Below are 19,640 nucleotides of genomic sequence, written 5' to 3'. Positions count from 1 at the left end.
CTGTGCTGAGCCCTCACATCCGGAAGACGCCGAAGGCGTCGGTGCCCCGCACCGGCGCGGTGTGGATCGCGGACAGGGCCAGCCCGAGGACGTCGCGGGTGTCCCGCGGGTCGATGATGCCGTCGTCGTAGACCAGCCCGGACAGCACCATCGGCATCGCCTCGGCGGAGATCTGCTGCTCGATCATGTGCCGCACCACCTGCGCGCCGTCCTCGTCGAACGGCTTGCCCCGGGCCAGCGCCGACGCCCGCGACACCAGGTAGGTGACGTCGGCGAGCTGCTGGGCGCCCATCACCGCCGACCGCGCGCTGGGCCAGGCGAACACGAACCGCGGATCGTACGCCCGCCCGCACATCCCGTAGTGCCCCGCGCCGTACGAGTTGCCGATCAGCACCGAGACGTGCGGGACGGTCGAGTTGGACACCGCGTTGATCATCATGGCGCCGTGTTTGATGATGCCGCCCTGCTCGTACTCGGCGCCGACCATGTAGCCGGTCGTGTTGTGCAGGAACACCAGCGGGGTGGCGGAGGAGTTCGCCAGCTGGATGAACTGGGCGGCCTTCTGCGCCTCCGCGCTGAACAGCACCCCGTTGGCGTTGGCGAGGATGCCCACCGGGTAGCCGTGCAGCCGCGCCCACCCGGTCACCATCGACGTGCCGTACAACGGTTTGACCTCGTCGAAGTCGCTGTCGTCGACGAGGCGGGCGATCACCTCGCGGGGATCGAACGGTGCCTTCAGCTCCGGCGGCACGATCGACAGCAGTTCCTCGGCCGGATACCGGGGCCCCCGCGGCGTGGCCGTCACGGGGCCGGACGCCTTGCGCCAGTTGAGCCGGGCCACGATGGAGCGCCCGATCCGGATGGCGTCGTGCTCGTCGCGGGCGTAGTGGTCGGCCAGCCCGGACACCCGGGCGTGCATCTCGGCGCCGCCCAGCGACTCGTCGTCGGACTCCTCGCCGGTGGCGGCCTTGACCAGCGGCGGCCCGGCGAGGAACACCTTCGACCGTTGCTCGATCATCACCACGTGGTCGCTCATCCCCGGCAGGTACGCGCCACCGGCCGTGGAGTTGCCGAAGACCAGCGCGATGGTCGGGATCCCCGCCGCGGACAGCTGGGTGAGGTTGCGGAACACCGCCCCGCCCGGAATGAAGACCTCCTTCTGGGTGGGCAGGTCGGCGCCGCCCGACTCGACCAGGGAGATCACGGGCAGCCGGTTCTGCCGGGCGATCTCGTGCATGCGCAGCGTCTTCTTCAGCGACCACGGGTTGCTGGATCCGCCCTTGACGGTGGGGTCGTTCGCGATCAGCAGGCATTCGACGCCGCTGACCACCCCGATGCCCGCCACCACGCTGCCGCCGACCGCGAAGTCCGACCCGTACCCGGCCAGGGCGGCCAGCTCCAGGAACGGCGCGTCCGGGTCGAGCAGCAGCTCGATGCGTTCCCGCGCGGTGAGCTTGCCCCGCGCGTGGTGCCGGTCGACGGCCTTCGGGCCGCCGCCCGCCACGGCCCTGGCGGTCTCGGCGGCGACCTCGTCGAGGGCGTCGAGCATGGCCTGCCGGGCGGCGCGGGCCTCGCTCGTCGCCGTGTCCAGTGTGGAGCGCAGGATCGTCACGACGCCTCCAGCAGTGACTCGGGGATGTTCACGTGCCGCGCCCGCAGCCACTCGCCGAGCCCCTTGGCCTGCGGGTCGAAGCGCGCCTGGTAGGCCACCCCCGCGCCGAGCAGCCCCTCGATGACCACGTTGACCGCGCGCAGATTCGGCAATCTCGTGACCCGTACGGGCAGCCGCGCCGCCTCGGGCAGCAGCTCCCGCACGGTCTCCTCGGTGATCAGTGCGGCCAGCCACGGGTACGCCGCGTCGTCGCGTACCCACAGACCCACGTTGGCGTCCCCGCCCTTGTCGCCCGACCGCGCTCCGGCGACCGTGCCGAGCGGCAGCCGCCGGGTCGCGCCGGGCGGGCCGGGATCGTGGGGGAGCGGCCCGGTCAGCGGTTCCAGCGCCCGGGTCTGCGACGGAGCGGCGATCGCCTCGACCGTCCCGTCCGGCAGCACCACCTCGTGCGCGACGGCGTCCTGCGGCACGAACCCGGCCGTGTACACCCCGTACGGGTGGGCGCTGCCGGGGACGGTGGTGGCGAAGAAGCCGGGGTACGAGCCGAGGGCCAGCTCGACGGCGGTGCTGGTGAACGCGCGCCCCGCCGTGGCCTCGTCCGGATCGCGGGCCACCACGGTCAGCAGCGCGGACGCCTGCTGCTCGGTCGCCGCGTCCGGGGTGTCGAGGCGGGCCAGGGTCCAGGTGACCTCGGCGGGTTCGCGGGGGCAGGCGGCGGTGAACTGGCGGCGGAACAGCTCGGCCTTGGCTTCGATGTCCAGCCCGGTGAGCACCACGGTCAGCTCGTTGCGGTAGCCGCCGATCGCGGTGCGGCACACCTTGAGGTCGGGGGGCGGTGCTTCGCCGCGTACCCCGGTGATCTCGACCCGGTCCGGTCCGGCCTGATGCAGCGACACCGTGTCGAGCCGGGTGGTGACATCGGGGCCCGCGTAGCGGGCGTCGTCCACCTCGTACACGAGTTGGGCGGTAACCGTGCCGACCGTGACCGTGCCGCCGGTTCCGGGGTGTTTGGTGATGACGGCCGAGCCGTCGCGGGCGATCTCGGCGAGGGGGAAGCCCGGCCGCAGCGGGTCGGCGATCCCGGTGAAGAACGCGTAGTTGCCGCCGGTGGCCTGGGTGCCGCATTCGATGACGTGACCGGCGACGGTGGCACCGGCGAGGGCATCGAGGTCGGTGCGCTCCCAGCCGAAGTGCGCGATGGCGGGCCCGACGGTCAGGGAGGCGTCGGTGACCCGGCCGGTGACCACGATGTCGGCCCCGGCGCTCAGTGCCCGGGCGATGCCGAACGCCCCCAGGTAGGCGTGTGCCCCGAGCGGCGAGCCGAGCCCGAGGTCGCGGGCCCGCGCGGTGAGGTCGTCCCCGCGGACCAGCGCGATCCGCGGGGTCAGTCCCTGCCGGGCGGCCAGCTTCTCGATCGCGGTGACCAGCCCGGCCGGGTTGACCCCGCCGGCGTTGGTGACCAGGCGGACGCCGCGGTCGAGGGCCAGCGCCAGGCAGTCGTCGAGCTGGGCGAGGAAGGTACGGGCGTAGCCGGTCGCGGGGTCCTTCATCCGGTCGCGGCCGAGGATGAGCATGGTCAGCTCGGCGAGGTAGTCGCCGGTGAGCACGTCGAGCGCGCCGCCCTCCAGCATCTCCCGCATCGCCGCCAGCCGGTCCCCGTAGAAGCCGGAGCTGTTGCCCACGCGCAGCACGTCAGGGTCCATGTCACGTGACACTGGCACAGCCGAGAAAAACAAGCAAGCGTGCTTGTTTCTGCGGCGCGCCGTCGATACCGTCGACGGATGCGGCTCACCGAGGACCACCGCGCGTTCGCCGACACCGTTCGCCGGTTCGTCGACACCGAGATCAACCCGCACGTCGACCAGTGGGAGGCGGACGGCCGCGCCCCCCTGCACGACGTGTTCCCCAAGGCGGCCGCGCTCGGCCTGCTCGGCCTCGAATTCGACGAGGCCTACGGGGGCGAGGGCGCCGACCACAGCTTCCAGCTCGTCGCCGCCGAACAGTACGGCCGGATGCACGCCACCGGCGTCGGCATGGCCATCGGCGTCCAGGCCATGATGGCCACCCCGTCACTGCACCAGTACGGGACGCCGGAGCTGAAACGCGACTACCTGGCCCCCGCGATCGCGGGCACCGCGGTCACCGCGATCGCCGTGACCGAGCCGGACACCGGCTCCGACGTCTCCCGCCTGCGCACCCGCGCCGTCCGCGACGGCGACGACTGGGTGATCACCGGCCGGAAGGTGTTCATCACCAACGGGGCCCAGGCCGACTGGCTCTGCCTGCTGGCCCGCACCTCGGACGAGGGCGGCTACCGGGGCATGTCGCAGATCGTGGTGCCCACCGACTCACCCGGCTTCACCGTGGCGCGCACCTTCGACAAGCTCGGCAACCGCTGCTCCGACACCGCCGAGCTGGTGCTGGACGCGGTGCGGGTGCCGGTGGCCAACACGATCGGCGAGATCGGGCGTGGCTTCCAGCAGCAGATGCGGCAGTTCGTCCTGGAGCGGATGTTCGCCGCGTACTCCACCGTCGGGCAGTGCCAGCACGCCCTCGACCGCACCCGCGCGTACGTCGCCGAGCGTTCCGTCTTCGGCCGCCCCCTGGCCGAACGCCAGTACGTCGCGTTCCGGCTGGCCGAGCTGCAGGCCGAGGTGGACCTGCTGCGCAGCCACAACCTGCAGGCGTGCGAGGCGCACATGGCCGGGGAGGACGTCACCCGGATGGCCACCGTGGCCAAGCTCAAGGCCGGGCGGCTGATCCGGGAGGTCGCCGACTACTGCCTGCAACTGCACGGCGGCACGGGCTACCTGGAGGAGACCTGGACCGCGCGGCTGCTGCGCGACACCCGCCTCACCTCGATCGGTGCCGGAGCCGACGAGGTGATGCTCCAGGTCCTCTCCCGCCTGGACGGCCTGCCCGCCTGAGCCCCGGCGCTCAGCCGTGCACCGCGGAGGGCGCCGGGTGAGTCGCCGGGGACGAACGGGTTCTCTCCCGGAGGGTGCACGTGATCAGGCCGGTGCAGCCGAAGTACACGGCGGCCACGCCCGGCAGTGCCAACAGCTCGGTCTTGAACGACCCGTTCTCCAGGGCCTCGTGCGCGGCCGGGTCCCGCGTCGTGAGTTCGTACGAGTCGGGCGGGAGCCCGTCGAACAGATCGAAGTAGATGTCCTGGTCGGCGAGCCGCAACTGGTGCTGGAGGATCTCCCGGTCGACGAATCGTACGCGGGCGACGCCGCTGGTGTGCTGCAGCGTCGCGCCGATCACGGTCTCCTGCTCCGCCCGCGCCTCACCCTTGGTGACCACGACGATCGTCGGCGGACGGGTGGCGTCCTCGTCCTCGTTGGGCCCAACGAGGAAGACCCGGTACGCGGCCCATCCCAGCACGATCGGGACCAGCAACAGGATCACGAGCCGGCGCACGGTCGGCAGCGTATCAGTCGGCGTCGATGATTTCCGTGGTGACCGGCTTCAGGCTCCTGCGCTGGACGATGCTGGTCGCCGTCACGACGCTCATCGGCGGCACATCCTTCGCGACGACGGCGCCCGCGCCGACCACCGAGCCGCGACCGATGGTCACTCCCGGGGTCACCGTCGCCGCGGCACCGATCCACACGTCGTCCTCGATGACGATGGGGGCGTGCGTGAGGAATTCGTACCGTTCGTCGAGTTCGACCGGATGCCCGGCCGTGCTCAGCGTGACGCGGGGCCCGATCAGGACGCGGTCACCGATGGTGATGCCGCCGTAGTCGAGGAAGAAGCAGCCCTGGTTGATGAACACCCGCTCGCCGAAGGACGCGCCGAGCCCGTAGTCGCAGTGGAACGGGGGCAGGACGGACAGCGAGTCGGGAATCGGCCCGCCGAAGATCTCGGACAGCACCGCCCGGCGCGCGGGAAGGTCGTCGAACGGCAGCGCGTTGAGGCGCGCGGACAGGGCCATGACGACCTGGACGCGCTCCGCGAAGGCACGTGACTCCGGCGTCCGGGTTCGTAGGCGTTGCTCGTTGCGCACGACGCGATGCTGGCACAGCAGTCCGCGGGATAGTGTGACCGATCCGGTGGCTCAGCCAGTCATGAAGGGGGAAGCCACCGGACAGAGGAGAGCGAGCTGTGGAGCAGAACCTGCGAGGCCTGTTCGAACGGGCACTGGACGACGAGCCCGTACCCCCGCCGGGCGACCCCGCGCTGACGGCCATGGTCCGGGGACGGGGCATCCGCCGGCGCCGCGGCCTGCTGATCGGCGGTTCGGTGCTCACCGCCGTGGTTGCCGCCGTGGTCGCGGTGAACGTGGCAGTGACACCCGCCGTGCCGCCCCCGGCGTCGGTCGCCGACGCGATGGTGGCGGCGGCGATCCCCGAGTGCACCCTGCCGGAGAACGACGGCGCCACCGACATCTTCCTCTTCCTGACGCAGGACATCACGGCGCCACAGCGGTCCGGTCTGCTGGACGCGTTGCGCGCCGATCCGGCGGTGCGCGATCTACGGTACGAAAGCCGTGAGGAGGCATTCGCCCGGTTCAAGGAGCTCTGGGCCGACTCTCCGGATTTCGTGCAGTCGGTGTCCCCCGAATCCCTGCCCCAGTCGTTCCGGGTTCAGCTGACCGAGCCGTCCGCGTACCGGGAATTCGCCGCGCGGTTCCGCTACCGCACCGGCGTCGCGGAACTGGTCGCCCGCGCCTGCCCGGGAGCGGGCCGGTGACGAACATCGTGTCGTCCGAACAGGGCTGGAGTTTCACCTGGCGACGGGGGCGGGCGGTCCGGGACGAGGAGTTCACCGCGTTCGTCGCGGCCGTCACGCCACGGTTACGGCGTACCGCCTACCTGATGTGCCGGGACTGGCACCTGGCCCAGGACCTGACGCAGCTGACCCTGGCGAGGATGTATGCGTCCTGGGGCCGGATCTGGCGTACGGCGAATCTGGAGGCGTACAGCCGCCGGGTCCTGATGAACGCGGTCTTCGACCAGCGGAGGCGGCGCAGCGGCTCCGAGGTGGTGCTCGCCGATCTGCCCGACCGGCCCGGGCAGGAATCCACCGCGGACCTGCATGTCACGTTGATGCGGGCGCTGGCGGCCCTGCCGGTCCGGGATCAGGCCGTCGTGGTGCTGCGGCACTGGGAGGACCACAGCGTCGACACGGTCGCCGAGATTCTGGGCGTCTCGGTCTCGGTGGTGAAGATGCGCAACATGCGCGCGCTGGGCCGGCTGCGCGAGCTGCTGGGCGCCGACTTCGCCGTGCAGTGAGCACCGCCGTGCAGTGAGCTTCGCCGTGCAGTGAGCTTCGCCGTGCAGTGAGCACCGCCGCCGGGGCCCGGCGGTGTCGCTGCCCGGCGGTCACGGTTGGAGCAGGTCCTCGCGGGCCCGGGCCAGGTCGGCCAGCCGGGTCCGGGCCGCCGCGGTCCGGGCCGTCACGTCGTCCTGCACGGCGGCCAGCGTGCGCATCGACTCGGCGACGTTGCGCTGGGCCGTCCTGATGTGGCCGCGCACCGTCAGGTCGGTGAAGACGTTGTCGAACCACACGTCCACGAACCGGGTCGAACGCCGCACGCCGACGTCGCCCATCGGCCGGACGAGACCCACGTCGGCCAGCTCACCGCGCAGTACGGCCAGGCACCGGTCCGCGTGGGCGGCGGCGGCCGCCGCGTTGTCCAGCCGGTGATGCTTGAACGAGCTGGCCAGGATCCCGCCGCCGAGGAACGTGTCGTACGCCGACCAGCCCGCCGCGCCGTCCAACTGGCGCCGCACCTCCAGCAGAGCGCGGTGGGCGGCCTTCGCGGCCCGGGCGGCCTCGTGCAGCTCGCGCAGTTCCGCCTCGGTCCGTCCCCGGTCTGCGGCCAGCTCCATCAGGCGGGCCGCGCGGGGCCCGCCGGCCGCCCGGGCGTAGCGTTCCTTCTCGTCGATCGTGGCCGCGAACCGGGCGGGAACGTCGGCCAGTTCCGCCAGCCGGGCCTCGACGGCGGCCAGCTCGCGCCCGATCGCGTCGAGCCGGTCCTGCGCCTCGGCCGCCCGGTAGCGGGCGGCACCGGCCTCGGCGCGCTCGCGCTCCAGTGTGTCCTGCCGGGCGCCGCGCAACGCGACCCACACCCGGGTGAGGGAGAGGCCTTCGAGGCGGTCCACGTCGCGCTGTTCGAGCGCGTGGCGCCGGAGCAGGGCGTTGAGCACCTCGGCCTGCACGTCGCGGTGCCCGCGCAACGAGGTGCTCCGGGCGAGCAGGATCTCGCGTTCGCGCCGGAGCCGGGCCAGCCGGGCCAGGCGTTCCTCGATGTCGGCCACACCGATCATTCGATCACGCGGGGGCAAGCGGACTTCTGCGCCGCACCTGATCCGCATAGCACACATTGTCGTCGGTGAATGCGATATGCACAGGAATGCGGATCATGGGCCGGGGTCGTGCACGTATTTTCACCGCGATTGCCTCCCCGTCGAAACAGCTCCTAGGCTGAGGCGCCACGACGGTGAAGATCAGACTCCGAGCAGGGAGGATCGTATGCCGTGGCGCTTGTTCTCGACCGTGTCCACGTGCGACAACGCGCGGAGGTCTGGCTCCATGAGCTGAATCTCGAACTGCCCGACGGGCTGACCGTACTGCTCGGCCCGGCGACCGCCGGAAAGACGAGTGTGATGCGGGTGGTCGCGGGGCTGCTGGCGCCGACGGCCGGCCGAGTCGTGGTCGACGGCGTGGACGTCACGGCGATCCCGGTACGCAAGCGATCCGTCGCCTTCGTCTATCAGCAGTTCATCAACTATCCGTCCCTGACGGTGTACGAGAACATCGCCTCCCCGCTGCGCCTCGCCCGCGATGTCCCGCCGGCCGACATCGACCGCCGGGTCCGCGACATCGCCGCGCTCATGGGCATCGGGGCACTGCTCGACCGCCGGCCCGCCGAGCTGTCCGGCGGCCAGCAGCAGCGCACCGCCATCGCCCGGGCGCTCGCCCGACCGGCCGACGTGCTGCTGCTGGACGAGCCGCTCGCGAACCTCGACTACAAGCTGCGCGAACAGCTGCGCGCCGACCTGAAGGACATGTTCCGCGACGCCCCGGCCGTGGTGCTCTACGCCACCGCGGACCCGGCCGAGGCGCTGAGCTTCGCGGCGCCCACCGTCGTCCTGGGCGAGGGCCGGGTCCAGCACGTCGGCGACGTCGCCGACCTGTACGAGCAGCCACCGACCCTGTCCGTGGCGGCGACGCTGAGCGACCCCCCGCTGAACCGCCTGCCCGGGGTCGTCCGCGACGGCCGGATCGCCTGCCCGGGTGCCTCCTTCGCGCCGCCGGGCGCCCTCGGCGCCGGTGCGGCCGTCACCCTCGGCGTGCGCCCGCACCACGTCACGGTCGAGCGGACCGGCCCGGACGATCTGGCGTTCCCCGCCGAGATCCGCCTGGCGGAGATGACCGGCAGCGACACGTTCCTGCATCTGGTCCTCTCCGACCGGAGGCATCTCGTGGCCCAGCTGCCCGGCACCCACCGGTTCACGCCGGGGGAGCGGGCGGTGGCCTACGTCGACCCGGCGCGCGTGCTCGTCTTCGACGACACCGGCGCGCGCCTGCCCGCCCCCCGGGTGGAGGCCGAGCCGCATGGTTGACATCCACCTGGACGGCGTGGGCCACAGCTACGACGGCGGCCGGACCTGGGCCCTGCAGCCGATGACCCGGACGTGGACGTCCGCCCGCGCGTACGCGCTGCTCGGCCCGAGCGGATGCGGCAAGACGACCCTGCTGAACATCATGTCGGGCCTGCTGCGCCCGACCGTGGGCCGGATCTGGTTCGGTGAGCGGGAGGTCACCACGGTGCCGACCGCGGCCCGCAACATCGCGCAGGTCTTCCAATTCCCTGTGCTCTACGAGGGCATGTCGGTCTACGACAACCTGGCCTTCCCGCTGCGCAACCGGCGGTATCCGAAGGCGGAGATCGACCAGCGGGTGCGTACCGTCGCGCGGCTGCTCGGGCTGGACGACCACCTGCACCGCCGGTCCCGGCGGCTGGATCCGGGGCGGCAGCAGATCGTCAGCCTGGGCCGCGGGCTGGTGCGTTCCGACGTGGCGGCCGTGCTGCTCGACGAACCCCTCACCGTCGTCGACCCGGCGCTGAAGTGGACGTTGCGCAGCAAGCTCAAGGAGATCCACCGCGGCACCGGGCACACGCTGGTCTACGTCACCCACGACCAGACAGAGGCCCTGACGTTCGCCGACGAGGTCGTGGTGCTCAAGGACGGCGCGATCGTGCAGTCGGGGGAGCCGACCGAGCTGTTCCTGTCGCCGGAACACGAGTTCGTGGGCCACTTCATCGGCTCGCCGGGGATGAACATGATCCCCGCCGACGTCGTCGACGGGGTCGTCAGGGTGGGCGACAACGCCGTCGGACACGCGGTGGGTGACCTGGCCGCCGGCGACGTGCGCATCGGCGTCCGTCCCGAGTTCGTCCGGATCCCGGCCGCGCCCACCCCGCCGGGACTGCCCGCACGCATCACCGGCGTCGACCGGATGGGCGCGTACCACCTGGTGCGCGCCGAGATCGACGGGCACCCGCTCGTCGCGAAGGTGGACACCGGATCGTGGTTCGCGCCCGGCAGCCTGGAGTACTTCCACTTCGACCGGGCCTTCCTGTTCCGCGATTCGGTGCGCTGCGGCGTGCTCGTCGCACCCGGGGAGGTGGGTCCCGCATGAGCGAGCGCAGCATGAGCGACGGACCGGTGGATACCAGGCCGAAGGACAACCGCGCCTGGATCTTCGTCGTTCCGGTGGTGTTGTCCGTCGCGTTCACCGCGGTGATCCCGCTGATGACCGTCGTCAACTACTCCGTGCAGGACGTGTTCAGCCCCGACGACCGGATCTTCGTGGGGCTGGAGTGGTACCGCTCCGTCACCCGCGACCACGAGATCCGCGCGGCTTTCCTGCGTACGCTGCTGTTCTCGCTGCAGGTGCTGCTGCTGGAGATCCCGCTGGGCGTGGCCATCGCCGTGGCGATGCCGCGCCGCGGCCGCGCGATGTCGGCGGCCCTGGTGGTCGTCGCCCTGCCGCTGCTCATCCCCTGGAACGTGGTGGGCACCATCTGGCAGATCTTCGCCCGCCCCGACATCGGGCTGGGCGGCTGGACGGTCAACACCGTGTTCGGCGTGGACTTCAACTACACGCTGGACTCCACCGACGCCTGGCTCACGGTCCTGCTGATGGACGTCTGGCACTGGACCCCGCTGGTGGCGCTGCTGGCGTACGCGGGTCTGCGCTCGATTCCCGAGCCCTACTACCAGGCGGCCCAGATCGACAGTGCCTCGGCGTGGGCGGTGTTCCGCCACATCCAGTTGCCCCGGCTGCGGGGCGTGCTGACGATCGCGATCCTGCTCCGCTTCATGGACAGCTTCATGATCTACACCGAGCCGTTCGTGGTGACCGGCGGTGGGCCGGGAAACGCCACGTCGTTTCTGAGCATCCTGCTGTCGAAGGTCGCGGTCGGGCAGTTCGACCTGGGCCCGGCGGGCGCCTTCTCGCTGCTGTACTTCCTGTTCGTACAGGTCGTCTGCTTCGTCTTCTTCGTCGTGCTGACCCGGACCGGGAGGTGAGCGGTGGCCGTCACCGCACGCGAGACCACGCACGCCGCCCGGCGGACGGCGGCGGCCCGCCTGCCGTGGGCGCGCACCGTCTTCTGGCTGTACGCGGCCACGCTGATGCTGCCGATCCTGTGGATGTTCGGGATGTCGATCCGGCCCAACGAGGACATCCTCGGCAGCTTCACCCTCGTACCGACGCACGTGACGGCGGCCAACTACCGGACGTTCCTCACCGACGAGGTGTGGTATTCGAGCTACCTGAACTCCATCGTCTACACCTCGCTGAACGCGGTGATGTCGCTGGTGGTGGCGATCCCGGCCGCGTACGCGTTCTCCCGTTTCCGGTTCGCCGGTGACAAGCACCTGTTCTTCTGGCTGCTGACGAACCGGATGGCCCCGGTCGCGGTGTTCCTGCTGCCGTTCTTCCAGATCTACCAGAGCGTGGGGCTGTTCGACACGCACCTGGGCGTGGCCATCGCACACATGCTGTTCAACGTCCCGCTGGCGGTGTGGATCCTCGAAGGGTTCATGTCCGGCATCCCGCGCGAGATCGACGAGACGGCGGCGATCGACGGCTACTCGCTGCCCCGGTTCTTCCTGCGGATCTTCCTGCCGCTGATCCGGTCGGCGATCGGCGTCACCGCGTTCTTCTGCTTCATGTTCAGCTGGGTCGAACTGCTCATCGCCCGGACCATCACCTCTGTCGACGCCAAACCCATCGCCGCCACGATGACCCGCACCGTCAGCGCGGCGGGGGTGGACTGGGGGCTGCTGGCCGCGGCCGGCGTGATGACCATCATCCCGGGCGCCATCGTCATCTGGTTCGTCCGCAACTACATCGCCAAGGGCTTCGCCCTCGGGAGGGTCTGACCGTGCTCGACTGGATGGTCTGGACCGCACCCACCGCCGCCGTCTTCATCGGCCTGGCAGTGCTGCTGACCGGGATGGCGGTGTGGGGCAGGCTGTCGCCGCCGGTCGCCCGGCGCGGGTTCCTGCGGATCGAGACCGACCGGGGCGACCGGCTCTACATCGGACTGATCACCGCCGCCGTCGTGCTGGCGGTGTGGCTGGCCGTCACCGACCTGTCCCTGTGGCTGGCGGTGGCGTGCGCGCTGCTCGCCGCGGCCGTCATCGGGCGGTGGGGATGACATCACATCGAGAGGAGTCACCGTGCGACGACAGGGTCTGATAGCGTCCCTGGCCGCGCTCAGCCTGGTGCTGGCCGGCTGCACCGGAACCGACGACGACGCTCCGAAGAGCGACTTCAAGGTGGACGACGGCCGGGCGGCCGCCCGCCGGTGGGTCACCACCGAGTTCACCCCCAGCACGCTGTCGCAGGCGGAACAGCTGGCGGAGATGGAATGGTTCATCAGGGCGGCCGCGCCGTACCGGGGGATGCAGATCAACGTCGTCTCGGAGACGATCAACACGCATCAGTACGAGTCGCAGGTGCTGGCGAAGGCGTTCACCGAGATCACCGGGATCAAGGTCAAGCACGACCTGATCCAGGAGGGCGACGTCATCGAGAAGCTGCAGACCCAGATCCAGGGCGACAAGAACATCTACGACGCGTACGTCAACGACTCCGATCTGATCGGCACCCACTCCCGCGGCGACTACGTCTTTCCCCTGTCGGACTACATGACCGGGGAGGGCAGGGACGTCACGTCGCCGACCCTGGACGTCGGCGACTTCATCGGCACCAGCTTCACCACCGGCCCGGACCACAAGCTCTACCAGCTGCCCGACCAGCAGTTCGCGAACCTCTACTGGTTCCGCTACGACTGGTTCACCAACCCCGAGATCAAGAAGCAGTTCAAAGCAGCGTACGGATACGACCTGGGCGTGCCGGTGAACTGGGCCGCGTACGAGGACATCGCCGACTTCTTCTCCCACAAGGTGAACGGCACCGGCACCATCGACGGCAAGAAGGTCTACGGCCACATGGACTACGGCCGCAAGGACCCGTCGCTGGGCTGGCGCTTCACCGACGCCTGGCTGTCCATGGCGGGCAACGGCGACCCCGGCATCCCCAACGGCCTGCCCGTCGACGACTGGGGCATCCGGGTGGACGGCTGCCGCCCGGTCGGTTCCTCTGTCACCCGCGGCGGCGACACCAACGGCCCCGCCTCCGTGTACGCCCTGACCAAGTACGTCGAGTGGCTCAAGAAGTACGCGCCGCCGGAGGCGGCCGGAATGAACTTCAGCGAGGCGGGGCCGGTGCCCGCGCAGGGCAACATCGCCCAGCAGGTCTTCTGGTACACCGCGTTCACCGCCGACATGACGAAGAAGGGCCTGCCCGTGGTCAACGCGGACGGGACCCCGAAGTGGCGGATGGCGCCCAGCCCGCACGGCGCGTACTGGAAGAGCGGCAACAAGCTCGGCTACCAGGACGCCGGCTCGTGGACCCTGCTGAAGAACACCCCGGCGAAGCGCCGCGCCGCGGCCTGGCTGTACGCGCAGTTCGTCACGTCCAAGACCGTGTCGCTGAAGAAGTCGATCACCGGGCTGACCTTCATCCGCGACTCCGACATCCGCAGCGACTACTTCACCAGGAACGCGAAGAATTACGGCGGCCTGATCGAGTTCTACCGCTCGCCCGCGCGTAAGCAGTGGACCCCGACCGGCACCAACGTGCCCGACTACCCGAAGCTCGCGCAGCTGTGGTGGCAGAACGTCGCCACCGCCGTGACCGGCGAGACCACCGCGCAGCAGTCGATGGACAACCTGGCCCGCCAGCAGGACGAGATCCTGGCCCGGCTGGAGCGCCGCGGCTACGGCGGCGACTGCGCCCCGAAGCTCAACCCGGAATCGAGCCCGCAGTACTGGTTCGACCAGCCGGGAGCCCCCGCGCCGAAGCTGGCCGACGAGCGCGGCCGGCCCGAGACGGTCGACTACGACAAGCTGCTGGCCAACTGGAAGGCCATCGGCTGACACCTCCGGTTCCCATCAATTTCCCTCAATCTCCCGACTACGCTGTCCCTAACGAGGGTTAATCCGGCGATACCCGGCAAGGCAGGGATGGCAGAGACGCGGCAGGCGCAGGCCGTGACGGCGGCCCGGATGTACTACGGCGCGGGACAGTCCACCCAGGAGATCGCCGACTACCTGCGCGTGTCGCGTTCCACGGTGTCCCGGCTGCTGGCGTTCGCGCGCGAGGCCGGGGTGGTCGAGGTGCGGGTGCACGAGACCCTCGACGCGTCCACCGGTCTCGCCGCGGACCTGGTGTCCCGCTACCCGCAGGTCCGGTTCCAGGTCATCGGGGTGCAGCCGGGGGCCAGCAGCGGCCGGGTCAACAACGCCGTCGCCCGGTACGCGGCCCACGCCATCGCCGCGATGGTGGAGCCGGGCATGACCATCGGCATCGCCTGGGGCAACACGGTCAGCAGCTTCATCGACTACCTGAACCCCAAGCCGGTCAACGATCTGCGGGTCGTCCAGCTCAACGGCGCCGGCAACGGAGCCAATTTCGGGCTCGCGTACGCGTCGGACATCGTCGTCCGGTTCGCCGAGAACTTCGCGGCCAGCCCACACCTGTTCCCCGTGCCCGCGTTCTTCGACCACGCCGAGACCAAGGAGGCGCTCTGGAAGGAACGCAGCATCCGGCAGATCCTGGCCCTTCAGGAGCATGCCGACCTGCTGGTGTTCAGCACCGGCGCGCTGGTCGGTGACCCGGCCAGCCACATCTACACCGCGGGCTTCCTCAGCGACCGCGACGTGCGGGATCTGCGGGCCGCCGGGGTGGTCGGCGACATCGGTACGGTCTTCTACGACGAGCGCGGCTCCGGTGACCTGCCGATCAACCGCCGCTCCAGCGGTCCGCCGCTGGCGCTCTACGCGCGGTCGCGCCGTTCGGTCTGCGTGGCGTCCGGGGCCGGGAAGGTGCCCGGACTGGCCGCCGCGCTGTCCGCGGGCTACCTCTCCGACCTGATCGTGGACAGCCGTACCGCCGCCGAGCTGGTGCGGCGGGCGGGACCGGATCCCGGCCGGATCCGGTCCGTTCGCCGCGCTAGCCGAGGGACTTGACGACCTGCTGCGCGGTGTCGGCGCTGGACTGCGGGTTCTGCCCGGTGATCAGGTTGCGGTCGACGACGACCGTGCTCGACCAGGCCGGGCCGGACTCGATGACGGCGCCGAGCTCCCGTAGCCGGCTCTCCACCAGGTACGGCGTCGCGAGCCCGCCCTGGCCCTCCTCCTCATCGGTGAAGACGGTCAGCCGGCGTCCGGCGAAGGTGAATTCGCCGTCCGTGCCGACCGCGCTCAGCAGCCCCGCGGGCCCGTGGCACAGCGCGGCGACGATCTTGCCGGTACGGTCGGTGTCGGCCAGCAGCCGCCCCAGGTCCGCGTCGCGGGCCAGATCCTGCATCGGGCCGTGCCCGCCCGGCAGGTAGACGCCGTCGTAGTCCGCCGCCGAGACATCCGCGAGCGCCAGCGGCCGGTCCACCTGGTCGCCGATGCCGTCCAGGTACGCCCGGAAGTCCGCGCCGGTGGCCTCGGACACCCCGCCCCGCTCGTCCAGGCTGATGGGATCGACGGTGGGACGGACGCCTCCCGGGGTGGCGATGTCGACCTCGATGCCCGCTTCGCGCAGCGCCCGGTGGGAGGCCACCACCTCCTCGGCCCAGTAGCCGGTGGGGTGGCTGGTGCCGTCAGCCAGCGTCAGGCTGTCCGCGCCCGTGATGACCATCAGGATCCTTGCCATGGCGAACCTTCTTCCTCGTGCTGTTCCACGGCCGGTGCCGTCGCACCCATGCAACCTCGCTGTGTTCGGAATTCCTCCTCCGTCCTGAGATCATCCATCAGAATTCTGATGGATGGAGGCTTGCGTTGCCGGACCTCGACCTGCTGTCGACCTTCCTGGAGATCTACCGCAGCGGCTCACTGACGGCCGCGGCGGCGCGGCGCGGGCTGTCCCAGGCCGCGGTCAGCGGCCACCTGGCGCGGCTGGAGCAGCAGGTCGGCGAGCGGCTGTTCGACCGGTCCCGGCGCGGCGCGGTCCCCACCGAACGGGCGCTCGATCTCGCCCGGCGGATCGGCACCCACATCGACGAGCTGCACCACGTGTTCGAGGCTCCGGCGGGGGATCAGGCCGGCTACCGGGGCACGGTGCGCCTCGCGGGCCCCTCGGATCTGCTGGCCCTGCGGGTGATGCCGGTGCTCGCCCCGCTGGCGGTACGGGGACTGCGGCTGCGGATCACCGTCGGCCTCGCGGAGGACCTGCTGGCCGTGCTGGCCGCCGGCGGCCTCGACATGGTGGTGTCCGCGGTACGGCCGCAGCCGGCGGCGCTGGTGGCCACGGCCTTCGCCGACGAGGAGTTCGTCCTGGTCGGCGCGCCCGGCCTGGCCCGGACGATCGACGCGGCGGCGCTGGCCACGGAACCACTGCGGGCGCTGGCGCACCTGCCGCTGGTCGCGTACGCGGAGGAACTGCCGATCATCCGGCGGTACTGGCGCAGCGAGTTCGGCCGCCGCCCGCCGAACCCGGTCGCGATCACCGTCCCCGATCTGCGCGCGATCCTGGCCGCCGTGGTGGCCGGCGCCGGGGTGTCGGTCCTGCCGCGCTACGTGGCGGAGCCGGCGCTGGCGGCCGGGTCGGTGGAGCTGTTGCACCAGCCGCAGGTGCCGCCGTTGAACACCCTGTACCTGGTGACCCGGGTCGGCGGCCTGGCCAGCGCGGCGGTGGCGATGGTCCACCGCCGGCTGACCGAGCGGTCGACGGACTGGGTGCTGTAGCGCCGGTTCAGCGCTGCCGCGTGGTGCGGGCCAGGCCGGGAATGACGATCGCCGCGGCGATCAGGTGTTCGCACGCCAGGACGAGTTTCGCGCCGCCGGTCTCGGCGCTCAGCGGGCCGAGCAGCGAGATCAGCAGAAACACCACCCCGACCGCGATGAAGACGGTACGCGCGGCGGAGGTCACCCGTTCCAGGACCGCCAGCAGGCCCCAGGCGGCGAGGCCGACGATCACGGTGGTGGTGACGACCGCGGCCAGCGTGACGGTGCGCACGGTGCCGCCGGACTTCGCCTCCAGGGTGATGTCGAAGACCGCGTGGGCCAGCAGCCACACCACGGCCGTCGCGACCGTGGCCACCGCCACCGTGATCAGCCGCTGGACCGCCGTGCCCCGGCGGGTTCCGGCCGGGCTGGGGTCAACACTCGCGTCGGGCATCTGCCCGCCTCCCCGAGATCGATTCGTCCATGTCGATGGCGTGATCGTAGGCGATGGAGCGCGGGGCGGGTCCGGTGCGCACCGATGTGTAGGACTTTCCCTAACTTCCCGACGCGGGAGGCCGCCCGGTCGCGGGTGGACGGTGGCCGCCGAATAAGATCATCTAGCGGTGACGGGGGCCAGCGGTGGGGGATCGGTGCTGGTCCGCGCATTGTGTCGGGGTTGCGACCTGTCCTGGTACCGACGCTTCCGGTCCGCCGGATGGCGAGCCGGGCCAGAATCAGGTTGCGAAACGGTGAAATCGGCAGGCCCACCACGGGATCCATAGGCGGGGACTGATCTTCCTAGTAGCATCGATTGCAGGTTACCCCCCAGTAGCATCATGGTCTGGGCTGCTGCTGCCCGCGAGGAGTCGCATGGAGTTGGCTGGTCCTGTCGAGACGGCCGGGCGTCCGGAGCCCCGTCTCGGCCGGTGGTCACGCAGCCATGACGAGTCCTCATCGAGTCTTCACCGGATGTGAACTTCGCGGAGAGCCAGCGGTCAACCGCGCCCGACCGGGCGCGAGCGCCGCAGGATTCTCCGTCCCTGCTCTGACAGCACGACTCAGCAGGGCCGCCGCGACCAATGTCCCGGCGCGAGAAACTCAGTCGGTCCTTTCTTCGATGCCAGCCGGCGGATTGGGTGTCATATGCAACACGATTGGGGCGGTGCGACGTCCACCGAGAACCTCTCGGTCGTGCCGAAGTGTCAGCCGGAATTTCAGGACAGATTCAAATCCCTGTTCGAGCAGTCCGGCATGTGTATGGCCAACCTGGACTCCGGACTGCGGCTCCGTGAGGCGAATTCGGATTTCCTTCGTCAGTTGGACCGCAAACCACAGGACAGCTACGGCCGATCGTTCCTGGCGTTGCTGCACCGCAGCGTGCGTACCACCGTCGAACGGGAGTTGAGCGCACTCGTCACGAATCAGCGGGAACGATTCACCGGACATATCGTGGCGACCCGGCGCGACGGCACGCTGCTGCCCGGGAAGATGACCGCCGTCGCGGTGTCCGATCCGCAGGGCGACGTCGACACCGTTCTCGTGCTCGTCATGCCGAGTTCCCGGCAGGGTGAGCCCGCCACGTCGGTGAACCTCAAGGTTCAGCTGCGCCCGATGGACGCGCGGATCCTGGAGGGCGTGGCCGCGGGCGACTCCACGGTGAAGCTGGCGTCCTCGCTGTTCATGAGCCGGGGCGGGGTGGAGTACCGGGTCACCGCCCTGCTGCGCATGTTGCGGGTCGCGAACCGGCCCGCCCTGATCTCCAAGGCGCACTCGCTCGGCCTGTTCAACATCGAGACCTGGCCGCCGAAGGTGCACCCCGAGTTCGTCCAGTCCTGAACCACCACGCGACAACGGCCGGTCATCGCAGCTGCGATGACCGGCCGTTGTCGCGCGTTCAGTAGACGAATTCGTCGCGTACCCGGGGTGGCCAGGCGCCGATGCTGAGAATGCCCATCCGGTAGGCCCGCGAGATCAGGGCGGGCCGGTTGGGTGCCTTGAGCCGGCGCAGCATCGCGCTGACGTGATACTCGACGCCCTGCCTGCTCAGGAAGAGCTGCCCGGCCAGTTGCACAGTGGACGCACCGGCCGCCACGCCCTCCAGGATCCGGGCGTCGACCGCGCTGAGTACCTTCTTGCCGGGGGCCACCGGCACCTCGGCCCGGGACCTGGTCCCGACCAGCAGCACCATGTAGGCGGCGTCGTCCGTGCTGTCGCCGGGCACCGGCAGGGCGGTCAGTTCACCCTCCACGACGCTGTCGTCCGGGCGGCGCACCTGGACGTGCTCGGTGAACCGGCGGTCCCGGCCCGTGCGCAGGCCGTCCAGCCTGTTCAGCAGCCGGTGCCGGCTGTCGGACCGCAGCAGCTCGGTGAACTCGAAGCCCTCCACCTCTGCCGCGTCGCGGTCCAGCATCGCCAGCAGATCGGCGTTGGCGCGTTGCACGCGGCGCCTCGAATCCAGAATGGCAATGCCCACTCCGGATCTTTCAAACATTGACCGAAACAATTCATCCGAACGGCTGGCGGCCGGTCGTAAAGGTGAGGAATAAGTGAGAACACCGAGCGGGCGCGGCGCCGATCGGTGAATGGACTCAAGCACAGCCACTCCAATGTGCTGCCGGGAGAACGTACGCCTTCCGGCGATCGATGCTAGGTCATGGCGTCGGCTGTGGACAACACGCGGACCGGAAAGCGACATTGACCATAGTGGAGGGGCCGGTGAACCGGACGGCCGGTTTGAGCGTTGTCGCCCCCGTCCGGCAACAAGGGGGAAACCTGGC

Annotated in this window: 20 protein-coding genes; 12 read left to right on the top strand and 8 right to left on the bottom strand. The window is 70.5% G+C overall.

What is annotated here, in order from left to right; all coding sequences use genetic code 11:
- Positions 1–13 precede the first annotated feature (13 nt).
- Positions 14–1,612, bottom strand: coding sequence for an acyl-CoA carboxylase subunit beta (locus tag ACMCNN_RS16020; protein ID WP_412741295.1), 1,599 nt, complete (start codon positions 1,610–1,612; stop codon positions 14–16).
- Positions 1,609–3,315, bottom strand: coding sequence for an acyclic terpene utilization AtuA family protein (locus tag ACMCNN_RS16015; protein WP_412741294.1), 1,707 nt, complete (start codon positions 3,313–3,315; stop codon positions 1,609–1,611). Before ACMCNN_RS16015 ends, ACMCNN_RS16020 begins: the two co-directional genes overlap by 4 nt.
- A gap of 78 nt (positions 3,316–3,393) precedes the next feature.
- On the opposite strand from ACMCNN_RS16015, the gene ACMCNN_RS16010 reads away from it, so the two are divergent.
- Positions 3,394–4,539, top strand: coding sequence for an acyl-CoA dehydrogenase family protein (locus ACMCNN_RS16010; RefSeq protein ID WP_412741293.1), 1,146 nt, complete (start codon positions 3,394–3,396; stop codon positions 4,537–4,539).
- Between the two features lie 10 nt (positions 4,540–4,549).
- Here the strand turns inward: ACMCNN_RS16010 and ACMCNN_RS16005 are convergent, their stop codons facing one another.
- The gene (locus ACMCNN_RS16005) at positions 4,550–5,035 is read right to left on the bottom strand and encodes a hypothetical protein (protein ID WP_412741292.1); all 486 of its coding nucleotides are present in this window, start codon (positions 5,033–5,035) and stop codon (positions 4,550–4,552) included.
- Positions 5,036–5,048: 13 nt separating this feature from the next.
- The gene (locus ACMCNN_RS16000) at positions 5,049–5,624 is read right to left on the bottom strand and encodes a sugar O-acetyltransferase (protein WP_412741291.1); all 576 of its coding nucleotides are present in this window, start codon (positions 5,622–5,624) and stop codon (positions 5,049–5,051) included.
- A 98-nt stretch (positions 5,625–5,722) separates the two neighbouring features.
- On the opposite strand from ACMCNN_RS16000, the gene ACMCNN_RS15995 reads away from it, so the two are divergent.
- Together ACMCNN_RS15995 and ACMCNN_RS15990 are read left to right on the top strand one after the other, a co-directional pair.
- Positions 5,723–6,310 (top strand): permease-like cell division protein FtsX, encoded by a 588-nt coding sequence (locus ACMCNN_RS15995; protein ID WP_412741290.1) that lies wholly within the window; start codon positions 5,723–5,725, stop codon positions 6,308–6,310.
- Positions 6,307–6,852, top strand: coding sequence for a SigE family RNA polymerase sigma factor (locus tag ACMCNN_RS15990; protein WP_412741289.1), 546 nt, complete (start codon positions 6,307–6,309; stop codon positions 6,850–6,852). Before ACMCNN_RS15995 ends, ACMCNN_RS15990 begins: the two co-directional genes overlap by 4 nt.
- A 90-nt stretch (positions 6,853–6,942) precedes the next feature.
- On the opposite strand, the gene ACMCNN_RS15985 is transcribed toward ACMCNN_RS15990, so the two are convergent.
- Complete coding sequence (locus tag ACMCNN_RS15985; RefSeq protein WP_412741288.1) at positions 6,943–7,881, bottom strand: hypothetical protein; 939 nt, start codon at positions 7,879–7,881, stop codon at positions 6,943–6,945.
- A 246-nt stretch (positions 7,882–8,127) separates the two neighbouring features.
- On the opposite strand from ACMCNN_RS15985, the gene ACMCNN_RS15980 reads away from it, so the two are divergent.
- The 7 genes from ACMCNN_RS15980 (at position 8,128) to ACMCNN_RS15950 (ending at position 15,177) form a co-directional block, all read left to right on the top strand.
- Complete coding sequence (locus ACMCNN_RS15980) at positions 8,128–9,189, top strand: ABC transporter ATP-binding protein (protein WP_412741287.1); 1,062 nt, start codon at positions 8,128–8,130, stop codon at positions 9,187–9,189.
- Complete coding sequence (locus tag ACMCNN_RS15975) at positions 9,182–10,270, top strand: ABC transporter ATP-binding protein (RefSeq protein ID WP_412741286.1); 1,089 nt, start codon at positions 9,182–9,184, stop codon at positions 10,268–10,270. Before ACMCNN_RS15980 ends, ACMCNN_RS15975 begins: the two co-directional genes overlap by 8 nt.
- Positions 10,267–11,163, top strand: coding sequence for a carbohydrate ABC transporter permease (locus tag ACMCNN_RS15970; protein ID WP_412741285.1), 897 nt, complete (start codon positions 10,267–10,269; stop codon positions 11,161–11,163). Before ACMCNN_RS15975 ends, ACMCNN_RS15970 begins: the two co-directional genes overlap by 4 nt.
- Before the next feature lie 105 nt (positions 11,164–11,268).
- Complete coding sequence (locus tag ACMCNN_RS15965; RefSeq protein WP_412747184.1) at positions 11,269–12,021, top strand: carbohydrate ABC transporter permease; 753 nt, start codon at positions 11,269–11,271, stop codon at positions 12,019–12,021.
- A gap of 2 nt (positions 12,022–12,023) precedes the next feature.
- Complete coding sequence (locus tag ACMCNN_RS15960) at positions 12,024–12,299, top strand: DUF2160 domain-containing protein (protein WP_412741284.1); 276 nt, start codon at positions 12,024–12,026, stop codon at positions 12,297–12,299.
- A gap of 22 nt (positions 12,300–12,321) precedes the next feature.
- Positions 12,322–14,085 (top strand): ABC transporter substrate-binding protein, encoded by a 1,764-nt coding sequence (locus ACMCNN_RS15955; protein WP_412741283.1) that lies wholly within the window; start codon positions 12,322–12,324, stop codon positions 14,083–14,085.
- An 87-nt stretch (positions 14,086–14,172) separates the two neighbouring features.
- On the top strand, positions 14,173–15,177 hold the full coding sequence (locus tag ACMCNN_RS15950) for a sugar-binding transcriptional regulator (RefSeq protein ID WP_412741282.1): 1,005 nt from the start codon (positions 14,173–14,175) through the stop codon (positions 15,175–15,177).
- On the opposite strand, the gene ACMCNN_RS15945 is transcribed toward ACMCNN_RS15950, so the two are convergent.
- Positions 15,161–15,853 (bottom strand): type 1 glutamine amidotransferase domain-containing protein, encoded by a 693-nt coding sequence (locus ACMCNN_RS15945; protein WP_412741281.1) that lies wholly within the window; start codon positions 15,851–15,853, stop codon positions 15,161–15,163. The two genes, ACMCNN_RS15950 and ACMCNN_RS15945, sit on opposite strands and share 17 nt — an antisense overlap.
- 125 nt (positions 15,854–15,978) lie before the next feature.
- Between ACMCNN_RS15945 and ACMCNN_RS15940 the strand changes: the two genes are divergently transcribed.
- On the top strand, positions 15,979–16,884 hold the full coding sequence (locus tag ACMCNN_RS15940) for a LysR family transcriptional regulator (RefSeq protein WP_412741280.1): 906 nt from the start codon (positions 15,979–15,981) through the stop codon (positions 16,882–16,884).
- A gap of 7 nt (positions 16,885–16,891) precedes the next feature.
- On the opposite strand, the gene ACMCNN_RS15935 is transcribed toward ACMCNN_RS15940, so the two are convergent.
- Positions 16,892–17,317, bottom strand: coding sequence for a DUF6069 family protein (locus ACMCNN_RS15935; protein WP_412741279.1), 426 nt, complete (start codon positions 17,315–17,317; stop codon positions 16,892–16,894).
- A 689-nt stretch (positions 17,318–18,006) separates the two neighbouring features.
- On the opposite strand from ACMCNN_RS15935, the gene ACMCNN_RS15930 reads away from it, so the two are divergent.
- Entirely contained in the window at positions 18,007–18,699 is a 693-nt protein-coding gene (locus tag ACMCNN_RS15930) for a helix-turn-helix transcriptional regulator (RefSeq protein ID WP_412741278.1), read from the top strand.
- A 58-nt stretch (positions 18,700–18,757) separates the two neighbouring features.
- On the opposite strand, the gene ACMCNN_RS15925 is transcribed toward ACMCNN_RS15930, so the two are convergent.
- Positions 18,758–19,558 (bottom strand): LuxR C-terminal-related transcriptional regulator, encoded by an 801-nt coding sequence (locus ACMCNN_RS15925; protein WP_412741277.1) that lies wholly within the window; start codon positions 19,556–19,558, stop codon positions 18,758–18,760.
- Positions 19,559–19,640 lie beyond the last annotated feature (82 nt).

It is taken from the genome of Krasilnikovia sp. MM14-A1004, assembly GCF_047159485.1.
In the GTDB taxonomy this organism is placed as follows: domain Bacteria; phylum Actinomycetota; class Actinomycetes; order Mycobacteriales; family Micromonosporaceae; genus Actinoplanes.
Note: the sequence above shows the minus strand (reverse complement) of the source record. Positions and strands in the feature narration are given on the sequence as shown.

What these genes read in the sequence shown, in the direction of transcription:
- ACMCNN_RS16015 (WP_412741294.1), bottom strand. Translation starts at nt 3,315, where the DNA reads ATGGACCCTGACGTGCTGCGCGTGGGCAACAGCTCCGGCTTCTACGGG.
- ACMCNN_RS16010 (WP_412741293.1), top strand. Translation starts at nt 3,394, where the DNA reads ATGCGGCTCACCGAGGACCACCGCGCGTTCGCCGACACCGTTCGCCGG.
- ACMCNN_RS15975 (WP_412741286.1), top strand. Translation starts at nt 9,182, where the DNA reads ATGGTTGACATCCACCTGGACGGCGTGGGCCACAGCTACGACGGCGGC.
- ACMCNN_RS15970 (WP_412741285.1), top strand. Translation starts at nt 10,267, where the DNA reads ATGAGCGAGCGCAGCATGAGCGACGGACCGGTGGATACCAGGCCGAAG.
- ACMCNN_RS15965 (WP_412747184.1), top strand. Translation starts at nt 11,269, where the DNA reads ATGCTGCCGATCCTGTGGATGTTCGGGATGTCGATCCGGCCCAACGAG.
- ACMCNN_RS15950 (WP_412741282.1), top strand. Translation starts at nt 14,173, where the DNA reads ATGGCAGAGACGCGGCAGGCGCAGGCCGTGACGGCGGCCCGGATGTAC.
- ACMCNN_RS15945 (WP_412741281.1), bottom strand. Translation starts at nt 15,853, where the DNA reads ATGGCAAGGATCCTGATGGTCATCACGGGCGCGGACAGCCTGACGCTG.
- ACMCNN_RS15935 (WP_412741279.1), bottom strand. Translation starts at nt 17,317, where the DNA reads ATGCCCGACGCGAGTGTTGACCCCAGCCCGGCCGGAACCCGCCGGGGC.
- ACMCNN_RS15930 (WP_412741278.1), top strand. Translation starts at nt 18,007, where the DNA reads ATGCAACACGATTGGGGCGGTGCGACGTCCACCGAGAACCTCTCGGTC.
- ACMCNN_RS15925 (WP_412741277.1), bottom strand. Translation starts at nt 19,558, where the DNA reads ATGTCGCTTTCCGGTCCGCGTGTTGTCCACAGCCGACGCCATGACCTA.